Here is a 13,097-nt window from a genome sequence, read left to right on the forward strand (position 1 = left end):
TGATATGAAGACATTACTGGAACTGGCAAAAGAAGAACAGTTAAAGACAAAGGATACAATAATTCTTGCCAAGGTAGACGGTAAGCTCAGCGAACTTAATAACTGGGCAATAGAAGACCAGAATGTTGAATTTATAACAACTGCAACGGTACTTGGCAATGAGGCGTACAGGAGAAGCGTACTTTTTATGATGCTTTATGCAATTCACAGAATAGCTCCGGATATTCCCGGAAAGGATGTGAATGTTCAGTATTCACTAAGTAAAGGACTTTTTTGTGAGATTAAAAATGATGCATGTGCCGTCAATCAGGAATTTATTGATAAAGTAAAACAAATAATGTGTGAGACTGTTGCAAAAGATGTGCCGATCATCAAGCATGTTATGCATACGGATGAGGCCGTAAAGGTATTCAGAAAGTTTGGAATGAGTGACAAAGAGCGCCTTTTCAGATACAGAAGAGGCTCAAACGTCAATGTGTATGAGCTTGAGGGCTTTATGGATTACTATTACGGATATATGGCACCATCGACAGGAATGCTTTCGGTATTTGATATATTCCTGTATGAAGATGGATTTGCGTTGCAGATGCCTGTGCCATCAAGTCCGGAAGAAGTTCCGCAGTTCAGGCCGCAGAAAAAGTTATTCGGCGTACTTAAGGAATCATCGGAATGGGATGACATACTTGACCTTGATACTGTGGGAGCACTTAATGATGCAATTGCGGGCGGAAGAATGAAGGAGATCATGCTCGTCCAGGAAGCACTTCAGGAGCAGAAGATTGCGGAGATAGCAAGAAAGATTGCATCAGACAGAAGCAAAAAGTTTATAATGATAGCCGGACCGTCGTCATCGGGCAAGACAACATTTTCACACAGATTATCAATACAGCTTAAAGCCTGTGGTCTTAAGCCGCATCCTATTGCGGTTGATAATTATTTTGTTGAGAGAGAACAGACTCCTCTTAATGAAGACGGAAGCTATAACTTTGAAGATATACATGCAATAGATATTGAACTGTTTAACAGACAAATGACTGAGCTGCTTGAAGGAAAGCAGGTTGAGATTCCTACATTCAATTTTAAGCTTGGAAAAAAGGAATACAAAGGAGATATAAGACAGCTCGGACCTGATGATATTCTTGTGATTGAAGGAATTCACTGCCTTAACGATGAGCTTACGCAGCATATTCCTAATGACAGTAAGTTCAAGATATATATAAGTGCACTCACATCTCTTAACATAGATGAGCATAACAGAATCTCTACAACAGATGCACGTCTTATAAGGAGAATGGTAAGGGATGCCAGAACAAGAGGTGCATCTGCACAGCACACGCTTAATATGTGGCAGTCAGTCAGGCGTGGAGAGGAACAGAATATATTCCCATTCCAGGAGCAGGCTGATGTTATGTTCAATTCATCACTTGTGTATGAGCTTTCAATACTGAAACCGTTTGCAGAACCTATTCTGTTCGCGATTGATAATGACCAGCCTGAATATCAGGAAGCAAAGAGACTCCTCAAATTCCTTGAGTATTTCCTTGCTTATGGTACGGAAGACATACCGAACAATTCACTGCTCAGGGAATTCGTAGGAGGAGGCTGTTTTGATATCTGATAGCAGATATCAGCACAGAGAGTAATTATTAGCTTTTAGAAGTTTGGCAGCAAGCGTACGGGATTCATCATTATAGAATTCCATGCACAGTGCTCCGTGTTCAAATTCACGATTATGTACAATGCCGATATTCTTGATGCTTATAGAGTTAGCTGCAAGAAGTGTTGCAACACTCGCTATGGCACCTTCACGATCTGCAATATCAAGATGAAGAAGATATGCCTGAGGCACAAAGCCTTTTGAAGCGTCACTTATTGAATTGCGGTATTCGCTTGAGCGTTCAAACATGTTATATATGTATCCCTCATTGTGCTCTGCAAGATTGTTGCGGATGTCAGTGAGGGAATTTATATATGCGTCAAGAAGTTCAAGTATTGCAGACGTGTTAGTCATGCATATCTGTTCCCACATCTCAGGTGAAGATGAAGCAATTCTTGTTATGTCCTTAAAACCACCGGCTGCAAGACGCTTCATGAGACCATCACCGGAATCACAGTCGTGTACAAGATTAACGAGACTGCCTGCAATAAGGTGTGGCAGATGGCTTATGCCTGCAACACTGTGGTCGTGTGTCCGGCAGTCCATGACTATTGGAATTGAACCGATTGAACGCACGATTGCAACATATTCATCAAGAACCTCATGTCTGGTAAGAGGAGTCGGCGTAATTATATAGTATGCATTCTCCAGGAGAATTGCTGAGGAATTGGCGTAACCGGTCTTCTCAGAGCCTGCCATGGGATGACCGCCTATATAATTGCTTTCAAGACCTGCCGATACGGCTGCATCGTACACATATCCCTTGACACTTCCTACATCAGTAACCGTGCATGACGGATTGATAATATCTTTGAGCTTCATAAAATATGAGGAAATGTACTGTACCGGAGTACATAAAAATATATAATCGCAGCGCCCGAAAGAATCAGCATCTATTGAAGTGGTGATGTTATCAACGTTGCCATCAGACTTTGCAAGTTCAAGAGGAGCAAGAGTCCTGCTGAATGCTGTAATTGTGCAGTCAGGATAAACATTCTTAAGCGCCCGCGCAATTGAACCGCCTATAAGTCCAAGACCGATAAATCCAAAATGATAATTAGTTCCAATCATAACTTCTCCAATCCCCTAACATTATTGCTTACATTTTAAACGCTTTAGGGAAGAGTGTCAATAAAGCAGGAAGCGTTTTACAAATTCGACATTTAGCTGTATCTTAATTATGTATATGATAATATTTGACAAAAGATTATACAGGAGAGTTATATATGAGCCGTATGCAAAAATGTATAAAAAATATTCTTATTACGGCATTTGTGCTTGCAGGTGCTTTTATAATAAGTCTTGTTTTCCAGCATGTATTTGAGATAGAGGAGAGAATAACAACACTGTTTGTATTTGCGGTATTTCTTATCTCTATGCTTACGGAAGGATATATATATGGAATTGTATCTGCAATTGCAGGTGTCCTTGCTGTTAATTATGCATTTACATTCCCTTTTTTTGAGTTTGATTTTGCAACGCCGGTTAATGTTATGTCGGCGATAGTCATGATAGTGCTTGCAATACTTACCAGCACGCTGACTACTAAGGTAAAGCAGCATGAGGCATTTAAGGCGGAGAGTGAGAAAGAGCGAATGCGGGCGAATCTTCTCCGGGCTGTGTCACATGATCTGAGAACACCGCTTACTACTATATACAGTTCAGCATCAGCCCTTGCGGATAACAGGGAGAATCTCAGCATACAACAGCAGGACGAGATTCTTAACGCAATAAAGGAGGATTCAGAGTGGCTTGTGAGCATGGTAGAGAACCTCCTTTCAATAACCAAGCTTGGAACCGGCAATGTGAAGATAAACAAAAAGCCGGTAGTGCTGGAGGAGCTTATTGATTCCGTAATCTTTAAGTTCAAAAAAAGGTATCCGTCACATGATGTTATTATAGACATCCCTGGAGATATAGTGATGATACCGATGGATGCGATGCTTATAGAACAGGTTATAATTAATCTTCTTGAAAATGCTGTCCAGCATGCAACAGGCATGAAGCATCTGTGGCTCAGCGTATTTGTGATTGGCAATAATGCTGTGTTTGAGATAAAAGATGACGGATGCGGTGTTTCAGACGAAGCTATGAAATCAATGTTCAGCGGCGCTTATGTAAGCAAAGCTTCGGTGCCTGACGGAAACCGCAATAATGCGGGGATAGGTCTGTCAGTGTGTGAGACAATCATCAAGGCACATGGTGGGGACATAAGTGCGTCAAACAGCATGAACAAAGGAGCAGTATTCAGATTTACACTTGGTATGGAGGAAAATTAAGTGGGTAATAATAAGTACAAAATCCTTTTGGTGGAAGATGAAGATAATATAAGAAAGCTTGTTTCAACGATGCTCGAGACATCAGGATATCAGGTTCTTATGGCGCAGACATGTGAATTGGCACAGATTATGTATTCTTCATATGTACCTGACCTTATACTTCTGGACCTGGGACTCCCTGATAAAGACGGAATATATTTTCTCAAAGAAGTAAGAAAGGAATCTCCGGTTCCGGTAATTATTCTGTCGGCAAGAACTGAGGAACATGATATAGTAGGGGCTCTTGATATGGGTGCCAATGATTATATAACGAAACCGTTCGGCTCGTCGGAACTTCTTGCACGAGTGAGGGCAGCACTCCGTAACAGCCACCAGATGTATGCTGCCAATATAGAGAATGAAAAGTTTGTGCTGAATGATATGGTTATAGATTACAGTGCAAGACAGGTATTTATAAAAGGTGAAGAGGTAAAGCTTACACAGACAGAATATAATATCGTGTCACTGCTGTCAGAACATTGCGGCAAGATGATGACATATTCCGCAATTATAAAGGGCATCTGGGGATATCCTGACGAAGGAAGCATTAAGAAACTTCAGGTGAATATGGCTAATATCCGCAAAAAACTGGGTGCAAAACCCGGAGTGAGAGGATATATAATAAATGAACTCGGCGTGGGATACCGCATGAATTCAGAAAAAGCATAATAGTCTGCAATGGTTGCAAAATGCGTGTTAAAATGTTATTCTAATTAATATAATTTTTACAAAATTGGAAAGGCAAGGTTTAATTATGACAAAAGTCAGAACTAGATTTGCACCAAGCCCTACAGGAAGAATGCATGTTGGCAACCTTCGTACGGCTCTTTATGCATATCTTATAGCAAAGCATGAGAATGGTGATTTCCTTCTTAGAATAGAGGACACAGATCAGGAACGTTTCTTTGATGAAGCACTTGATATAATCTACAGAACAATGAAGGCTACAGGACTTGAGCATGATGAAGGACCCGATAAGGACGGCGGTGTAGGTCCTTATGTACAGAGTGAGCGTCAGGCACAGGGCATATACATGAAATATGCAAAGATGCTTGTGGAGAAGGGAGAGGCATATTACTGCTTCTGCGATAAGGAGAGACTTGAAAGCTTAAGACAGACTGTTGTAGGCGAGGATGGAGAGAGCAAGGAGATAGTGGTATATGACAAGCACTGTCTGTCACTTAGCAGGGAAGAGGTAGAGGCTAATCTTGCGGCAGGTAAACCATTTGTAATAAGACAGAATAACCCACGTGAAGGAAGCACAACATTCCATGATGAACTTTATGGTGATGTAACAGTACCTAACGAAGAACTTGATGATATGATTCTTATGAAGTCTGACGGCTTCCCGACATATAATTTTGCTAATGTTGTAGATGATCACCTTATGGGGATTACACATGTAGTAAGAGGTAATGAGTATATATCATCATCACCGAAGTATACAAGACTTTACGAGGCATTTGGCTGGGAAGAGCCTAAGTATATACACTGTCCTCTTATAACAGATGAGAATCACAAGAAGCTCAGCAAGAGAAGCGGACATGCATCATTTGAGGATCTTATTGAGCAGGGCTTTGTTGCAGAAGCAGTAGTTAATTATGTTGCACTGCTTGGATGGAGTCCTGAGGATAACAGGGAGATATTCTCACTTGATGAGCTTGTAAAAGTGTTTGACTATCACAGAATCGGTAAGTCACCGGCTGTGTTTGACATTAATAAGCTGCGCTGGATGAATGGCGAGTATCTTAAGGCAATGGATGATGAGAAGTTCTTTGAAATTGCGGAGCCATATATCCGTAAAGTGATTAAGAAAGACCTTGATTTAAGAAAGATTGCAGCACTTGTCAAGACAAGAATAGAGGTTCTTCCAGAGATTGAGGGGCATATTGATTTCTTTGAGGAACTTCCGGAGTATGATACAGCAATGTATACACACAAGAAGATGAAGACAAATTCGGAGAATTCACTTGCAATACTTAAGGAGATGCTCCCTATGCTTGAGGCTATTGATGATTACTCAGCAGAGAATCTCCATGACAGAGTTATGGAATTTGTTGCAGATAAGGGAATTAAGAACGGGCTTGCATTATGGCCTCTGCGTACGGCAGTATCGGGCAAGCAGATGACGCCTGGTGGTGCATTTGAGATTATGGATATAATCGGCAGGGATGAGAGCATTGCGAGAATACGCAAGGGAATTGAGATGTTAGAGAAGGAACTTGGCTGATGAATAAAAGCGAAGCCCAGATACGGGCAATTAATCATTTTAATGGACCGTGTCAGGTAATTGCCGGTCCCGGTTCGGGCAAGACTACTGTGATTACGCACAGAACACTCAGCCTTATACGGGACCATGGGGTATCGCCATCGAATATTCTCGTAATTACATTTACAAGAATGGCGGCAGGCGAGATGAAGGAAAGATTCTTAAGGCTTGCCGCAAAAGAAGATACTGCAGGAAGAATGACAGGAGAAGCAGGCCGCGTGACGTTTGGTACGTTTCACGCGGTATTTTTTACTATTCTGAAGCATGCATATAATTACAGTGCACAGAATATAGTGCGTGAAGAGCAGCAGCGTGAAGCTATCAGACAGAGCATAGCAAGATATCAGATTGAGACGGAAGATGAGAATGAATTCATTTCACAGCTTCTGGCAGAGATAAGCAGGGTTAAGAGTGAGGGAATCAATCCCGATATGTATTATTCAATTAACTGTTCTGAGACTGTATTCAGGGATATATACAGGGATTATGCACATATGCTTGAAAGTAACAGGCTTATAGATTTTGATGATATGCTTGTGTATTGTTATGAGCTGCTTTCAAAAAGACCGGACATTCTAAAGGCATGGCAGAATAAATTTAGATATATTCTTGTGGATGAGTTCCAGGATATCAACAGGATGCAGTATGAGGTGGTAAAGCTCCTTGCCGGAAAGACACAGAATATATTTATTGTAGGCGATGATGACCAGAGCATATATGGATTCCGCGGTGCTAAACCTGAGATTATGCTTAATTTTGAACGTGATTTCAAGAATGTGATGAGAATAAAGCTTGATGTGAATTACAGGTCAACTCCGCAGATTGTTAATTCGGCAAGGCGTGTAATTGAGCATAATATCAAACGCTTCAAAAAAGATATAAGAACAGTTAATGCCACCGGAGAGCCTGTAGATGTGAGAAATTTTCAGGATACTATAGCAGAGAATTCAGCCATAGTGGATATGATAAGACGGGAAGTAAGCGCCGGCAATGCAGCGTACAGTGATATTGCCGTACTTACAAGAACTAATATCGGCGGACGACAGCTTATGGGTAAGTTTATTGAATATAACATACCTTTTGTTACAAGAGACAGCATCCCCAATCTGTATGAACATTGGATAGCAAAAAATATATTTGCGTATATAAGGCTTGCAATGGGATCAAGAAGCCGTGATACATTTTTGCAGGTAATGAACAGACCTAAGCGTTATATAAGCCGTGATATGCTTATGGAAGAGGTTGTTGATTTTAATATCCTGAAGAGCAGATATTCAGACAGGGACTGGATGGTTGAACGTATAGCAGACCTGGAGGGAGACATTAAGGTACTTGAAAGGTGCAGTCCGCTGGCGGCAGTTAATTATATAAGGCGTGCAATCGGATATGACTGCTATCTCAGGGAATATTCGGCGGAACGAAGGATAAGTGAAGATGATCTGTTTGCTGTTATCGATGAATTACAGGAGAGTGCATCACAGTTCAATACATATGATGAATGGTTCGCATATATTGAACAGTACACTGAAGAGATTAAGACACAGACGGCTAAGCACTATGGCAGGAGTGCCGACAGCAATGCGGTAACAATATGCACGATGCACAGTGCTAAAGGGCTTGAGTACCCGGAAGTGTTCATTATAGATGCTAATGAAGGCGTTACGCCATACAGCAAGGCGGCGCTTGATGAGGAGATAGAGGAAGAGCGCAGGATGTTCTATGTTGCAATGACAAGAGCAAAGTCGCGGCTTCATGTGTATTCTGTACGTGAGAGATATAACAAAACACTCGAAGTATCGAGATTTGTAAAAGAAATTTTAAAATAAGGGTTTACAAAAGCTGCTTATAATGTTATAAAATATACATCACAAAAAGGGAGTAGTTGCATGCCGGATTGCCGGGATACTGATTGATATCAGGAACACCGGAGCATGTTGCGGAATCTCGTCAGTACGATTATTATGTGACAATGGTCTTTATGGACATAGTCTTTGGACATAGTCTTTTGGTAATCCGGGGTCTGCACAACCTATGTTGAACAAGACTTTTTGCGTATACATTTTTATTTGTATACGCAAAAAGTCTTTTTTTATTCTGATAATATGTTCATACGTAAACTGTGTTACGGCAGCTGCAACAATAACCTGAATAAAGGAGGCCCACAATGAAAGATAACAAAGAATTATACCGTATGAGCAAAGAAGAACTGTTTATGTACATGAAAGCTGACGGCAACGGACTTACAACTGATGCTGCCAGTGAGATACTTGAAGAAAAAGGGCATAATGTAATTAGCGAATCTAAAAAGAAAAGTGCATTGGCGGTATTTTTTGGACAATTTAAAGATATGCTTGTAATAATTCTTATTATGGCGGCAGTGATATCAATGTTTTCAGGGAATGCGGAAAGTACTGCGGTAATATTTGCAGTAATAATCATGAATGCAGTGCTGGGAACAATCCAGTATGTCAAAGCTGAAAAGTCACTGGAATCATTGAAAGCAATGTCAGCTCCTCATGCGAGAGTATTAAGGGACGGCAGAAAAATAGAAATTCCGGCTGAGAATGTGGTGCCGGGAGATGTTCTTTTATTAGACGCGGGGGATATGGTTGCAGCAGACGGAAGAGTCCTGTGTTCTTATTCACTTCAGGTGAATGAAAGTTCACTTACCGGTGAGTCAACTAGTGTTGATAAGACAGACAGGGTGCCGGAAGGAGAAGCAGGAATTGCTGACAGAACCAATATGGTGTATTCCGGAAGTCTTGTCACATACGGAAGGGCAGAGATACTTGTGACGGCAACAGGTATGGAAACTGAGATGGGTAAGATTGCAGGGCTGATGAATGCAACCAAAGAGAAAAAGACTCCGCTTCAGGTAAGTCTTGATGATTTCAGCAGGAAGCTTGCAATAGCAATAATGATTATATCAGCAATTGTTTTTGGTATAAGAATATATCAGAGACAGCCGCTGCTTGAGTCCCTTATGTTTGCAGTTGCATTGGCAGTTGCCGCAATACCGGAGGCCCTGGGCTCAATAGTTACGATTGTTCAGGCTATGGGCACACAGAAAATGGCAGCAGATAACGCAGTAATGAAGGAACTGAAGGCGGTTGAGAGCCTTGGATGTGTATCTGTAATCTGTTCGGATAAGACCGGTACGCTTACACAGAACAGAATGACTGTTGAGAATGTATATATAGATGGTGCCTGCATAAATCCTGATGAAATTGACATAAAAAAGCAGCTCCACAGATATCTGCTGTATATTGCTATACTTAATAACGATTCTTCTATAGATGGGGAAAAGGGGATAGGGGATCCGACGGAATACTGTCTGCTTACAATGGCACGTAATGCCGGACTTAGCAACGCAGGCATATCGGAAGAAAATATAAGACAGCTTATGCCGAGAATGGCAGAACTCCCTTTTGATTCGGACAGGAAGATGATGAGTACCAAATATATGATTCATAACATTCCTATGATACTTACAAAAGGTGCAACAGATATAATTCTTGAGAGAACAGAGAATATTGCTGTATCTGACGGCGTACGTCCTATAACGCCGGATGACAGGAAAAAGATATACAGGCAGAATGAGATTTTCTCAGAACAGGGTCAGAGAGTTCTTGCATTTGCATATAAAGAGACAGACAACAGCCAGAGACTTGAACCGGATGATGAGAGCGGATATACGTTTGTCGGACTTGCCGCAATGACAGACCCTCCGAGGGAAGAATCGGAAAATGCAGTTATGGAAGCAAAATCTGCAGGAATAAAAACAGTTATGATAACAGGGGACCATAAGGTTACAGCAAAAGCCATAGCCGAAAGAATCGGAATATTTGAAGATGGCGATATTGCGGTTACAGGTCAGGAGCTTGACAGAATGACAGATGAAGAGCTTGATGGCATAATTGAAAATGTCAGCGTGTATGCAAGAGTCTCGCCGGAGAATAAAATACGTATTGTAGAGCACTGGCAGAAAAAAGGAAGAATAGTAGCGATGACGGGAGATGGTGTTAATGATGCACCGGCACTTAAAAAAGCTGATATCGGAATTGCAATGGGAATAACAGGTACAGAAGTATCAAAGGATGCGGCATCAATGATACTTACGGATGATAATTTTGCCACAATAATAAAGGCTGTGCTTAACGGAAGAAATGTATTCAGAAATATCAAAAACGCAATCCAGTTTCTGCTTTCGGGTAATATGGCAGCAATAATGGTGGTGCTGTACTGTTCTGTTGCTGCATTGCCAACGCCGTTTGAACCGGTGCATCTGCTCTTTATAAACCTGCTTACAGATTCACTTCCGGCACTTGCGATAGGTATGGAGCCGGTAGATAAGTCGCTGATGAAGCAAAGACCAAGGAATCCAAAGGAAGGAATAATTACACGTGATTTTGCATTAAACCTTCTGCTCTATGGTGTAATGATTGCTGTATCAACACTTACAGGATTTTATACAGGCCTGTCTGTGAATGCAGCTACGGCAAGCACGATGGCATTCGCGGTACTCACACTTGCAAGACTTTTTCATGGATTTAACTGCAGAAGCAGCAAATCTCTGAACAGAATAGGAATAGGAAGCAATAAATGGAGTATTGCTGCATTTGCGGCAGGAACATTGCTGCTTGCAATTGTGCTCACAGTTCCGGCACTTGGAAGACTGTTCTGTATCGCACCGCTTGGAATGGCACAGATTACAATGATTATAATACTGGCACTTATACCGTCACTTATTATCCAAATGTCAAGGATAGTGCGTGGAAGATAGGCAAAACAAAAGCTTCACCGGATATGGAGGTCATGGAAAATATCTTCATGACACCGACAGGGTGAAGCTTTTTATAATATTATAATCATTATTTATCGTCAGGCATCTCTGCATTTACATCGATTCCGCGTGGCTCGACAGGCGTAGAGAATACAATCTGCGTGCTTGTTCTGCCGAATTTCTGCAGCTGGCCGATGAAAGTATCAAGTTCCATAGTGCTTGGAAATGCAACCTTAAGCAGCATCGAATAATTACCGGTAACACAGTTGCATTCTATTACATTAGGGCATGATTTGATAAAAGGATAGAATTCCGGCTTCTGTACGGGTGCAATCTCAAGATTGATGAATGCTGTTATGTGGTAGCCTAATTTGAGCTGGTTAATCTTAGCCTCATAGCCTACTATAATCTCTTCTTTTTCAAGACGTTCAATTCTGGCAGATACCGCAGGGGATGAAAGAAATACTTTTTCGGCAAGAACCTTGAGCGGCATTCTTGCATTTTCCTGCAGAAGTGTGACAAGCTTTTTATCAATTTTATCCATGGCAAATACCTCTTTCCGCTGTCTGACATAAAAAAAGACAATTATAAGACTTAGGATGCCTCACAATTGTCGCCGTCGACTTACTTTATTTATGGATATATGATACATTATTTATTTTAATAAATCAATAAATTTTTCAAAAAATTAATGGAATATTTGGGATTGGTATAATATAATTCATTTATGCGCTAAAAATGCGGATAGAAAACGGAGGTTTATTGATTATGGCTAAGAATCATAACGAAGATGATGAAGAGATGACACTTGTACTCACACTTGACGAGGGGGATGTTGAGTGTTCAATACTTACAATATATGAATGCGGCGGAAAGGATTACATTGTAGTGCTGCCGAAGGACAAGGACGGCAATCCCAAGGATGAGGTGTATATATACAGATATCTTGAGGATGAGGAAGGTAATCCATCAATAGAATATATTGATGACGAGGAAGAATATGAGGCTGCTGCTGACAGATACGACGAACTTCTTGATGAAGCAGAGTATGAAGAGCTTGCAGGGGATGACGAAGAGTAATAAGTTATAATCAGGAATGGAGACAGGTATGCAGGCTGGAATTAATGATATTAGAAAAAATATGGCAGGAGTGATTGTCGGCAAGGAGAAGGTTACGGATTATATACTTACGGCAATGCTTGCCAGTGGACATGTTCTCCTTGAAGATGTTCCGGGAACAGGTAAGACTTTAATCGCGAAGACACTGGCAAAGTCAGTTGATGCGCAGTTCTCGCGTATACAGTTTACACCGGATCTTGTGCCTTCAGATGTTACGGGAATACATTATTATAATCAGAAAGCAGGCGAGTTTGTATTAAGAAAGGGACCTGTGTTTGCCAATATAGTTCTTGCGGATGAGATAAACAGGGCGACACCGAGAACGCAGTCAAGCATGCTTGAATGTATGGAGGAAAGACAGGTTACTATAGATGATGAGACGCTTAAGCTTGAAGAACCGTTCGTGGTTATAGCGACACAGAATCCTATCGAGACAGCAGGTACGTTTGCATTGCCTGAAGCACAGCTTGACAGATTTATGATGAAGATTTCAATGGGATATCCGGACAGGGATGGGGAACTGCTTATGATGAACAGATTTCTGTCAGATAACCCGGCAGAGAGCATAAGACCTGTATGCACAAAACAGGATATTATAAAAATGCAGGATGAATCCCAGAAGGTATATATACATCCGCATCTTATGGAGTATATTGCTGACATAGTCAGGATGACAAGGGAACTTCCGGAAGCAGCAATAGGTGTCAGTCCGAGAGGAACGCTTACAATGCTTCGTGCTGTAAGGGCATATGCATATATTAATTCAAGAGATTATGTCGTGCCTGAGGATATACGCGAACTTGCTGTTCCTGTTCTTGCACACAGAATAGTTCTGAAGTCAGGAGCAGTCATGAAGGACAACAGAAAAGCAATGGTAGAGGCAATACTTGACAGGTGTCCGCTTAAGACTGAAGACTGGAATACACAGCATGATTAGAAGGGCCGGAATAT

At 41.3% G+C, this 13,097-nt stretch carries 10 protein-coding genes; 8 read left to right on the top strand and 2 right to left on the bottom strand.

The annotated features are described in order from the left end of the window. Positions 1-4 precede the first annotated feature (4 nt). A complete protein-coding gene (locus tag NQ488_05620; GenBank protein UWN96774.1) occupies positions 5-1,618 on the top strand; it encodes a nucleoside kinase in 1,614 nt (537 codons plus the stop codon). Between the two features lie 9 nt (positions 1,619-1,627). On the opposite strand, the gene NQ488_05625 is transcribed toward NQ488_05620, so the two are convergent. Then, positions 1,628-2,728: a prephenate dehydrogenase gene (locus NQ488_05625; protein UWN96775.1), complete on the bottom strand. Its 1,101-nt coding sequence runs from the start codon at positions 2,726-2,728 to the stop codon at positions 1,628-1,630. Positions 2,729-2,883: 155 nt separating this feature from the next. On the opposite strand from NQ488_05625, the gene NQ488_05630 reads away from it, so the two are divergent. The 5 genes from NQ488_05630 to NQ488_05650 all read left to right on the top strand — a co-directional run bounded on the left by NQ488_05630 (position 2,884) and on the right by NQ488_05650 (position 11,027). After that, positions 2,884-3,936, top strand: a complete 1,053-nt coding sequence (locus NQ488_05630; GenBank protein ID UWN96776.1) for a PAS domain-containing sensor histidine kinase — start codon at positions 2,884-2,886, stop codon at positions 3,934-3,936. Beyond that, entirely contained in the window at positions 3,937-4,644 is a 708-nt protein-coding gene (locus tag NQ488_05635) for a response regulator transcription factor (protein UWN96777.1), read from the top strand. It abuts the gene before it with no gap. A gap of 85 nt (positions 4,645-4,729) precedes the next feature. Next, positions 4,730-6,205 carry a glutamate--tRNA ligase gene (gene gltX / locus NQ488_05640; protein ID UWN96778.1) on the top strand — a complete coding sequence of 492 codons (1,476 nt, stop codon included), beginning with the start codon at positions 4,730-4,732 and terminating at the stop codon, positions 6,203-6,205. Further along, positions 6,205-8,070, top strand: a complete 1,866-nt coding sequence (locus tag NQ488_05645; protein ID UWN96779.1) for an ATP-dependent helicase — start codon at positions 6,205-6,207, stop codon at positions 8,068-8,070. Before gltX ends, NQ488_05645 begins: the two co-directional genes overlap by 1 nt. A 338-nt stretch (positions 8,071-8,408) precedes the next feature. Further along, positions 8,409-11,027: a cation-translocating P-type ATPase gene (locus NQ488_05650; GenBank protein ID UWN96780.1), complete on the top strand. Its 2,619-nt coding sequence runs from the start codon at positions 8,409-8,411 to the stop codon at positions 11,025-11,027. Positions 11,028-11,115: 88 nt separating this feature from the next. On the opposite strand, the gene NQ488_05655 is transcribed toward NQ488_05650, so the two are convergent. Further along, positions 11,116-11,571, bottom strand: a complete 456-nt coding sequence (locus tag NQ488_05655) for an Lrp/AsnC family transcriptional regulator (GenBank protein ID UWN96781.1) — start codon at positions 11,569-11,571, stop codon at positions 11,116-11,118. Between the two features lie 224 nt (positions 11,572-11,795). On the opposite strand from NQ488_05655, the gene NQ488_05660 reads away from it, so the two are divergent. Together NQ488_05660 and NQ488_05665 are read left to right on the top strand one after the other, a co-directional pair. Continuing rightward, positions 11,796-12,107 carry a DUF1292 domain-containing protein gene (locus NQ488_05660; protein UWN96782.1) on the top strand — a complete coding sequence of 104 codons (312 nt, stop codon included), beginning with the start codon at positions 11,796-11,798 and terminating at the stop codon, positions 12,105-12,107. A gap of 28 nt (positions 12,108-12,135) precedes the next feature. Next, positions 12,136-13,083 (top strand): MoxR family ATPase, encoded by a 948-nt coding sequence (locus tag NQ488_05665; protein UWN96783.1) that lies wholly within the window; start codon positions 12,136-12,138, stop codon positions 13,081-13,083. Positions 13,084-13,097: the final 14 nt, after the last annotated feature.

It is taken from the genome of [Bacteroides] pectinophilus, assembly GCA_025146925.1.
In the GTDB taxonomy this organism is placed as follows: domain Bacteria; phylum Bacillota; class Clostridia; order Lachnospirales; family Lachnospiraceae; genus Bacteroides_F; species Bacteroides_F pectinophilus.

Bases quoted from the DNA above. Each gene is read 5' to 3' on its own strand.
- NQ488_05620 (UWN96774.1), top strand. From the start codon at position 5: ATGAAGACATTACTGGAACTGGCAAAAGAAGAACAGTTAAAGACAAAG.
- NQ488_05625 (UWN96775.1), bottom strand. From the start codon at position 2,728: ATGATTGGAACTAATTATCATTTTGGATTTATCGGTCTTGGACTTATA.
- NQ488_05630 (UWN96776.1), top strand. From the start codon at position 2,884: ATGAGCCGTATGCAAAAATGTATAAAAAATATTCTTATTACGGCATTT.
- gltX (UWN96778.1), top strand. From the start codon at position 4,730: ATGACAAAAGTCAGAACTAGATTTGCACCAAGCCCTACAGGAAGAATG.
- NQ488_05645 (UWN96779.1), top strand. From the start codon at position 6,205: ATGAATAAAAGCGAAGCCCAGATACGGGCAATTAATCATTTTAATGGA.
- NQ488_05650 (UWN96780.1), top strand. From the start codon at position 8,409: ATGAAAGATAACAAAGAATTATACCGTATGAGCAAAGAAGAACTGTTT.
- NQ488_05655 (UWN96781.1), bottom strand. From the start codon at position 11,571: ATGGATAAAATTGATAAAAAGCTTGTCACACTTCTGCAGGAAAATGCA.
- NQ488_05660 (UWN96782.1), top strand. From the start codon at position 11,796: ATGGCTAAGAATCATAACGAAGATGATGAAGAGATGACACTTGTACTC.
- NQ488_05665 (UWN96783.1), top strand. From the start codon at position 12,136: ATGCAGGCTGGAATTAATGATATTAGAAAAAATATGGCAGGAGTGATT.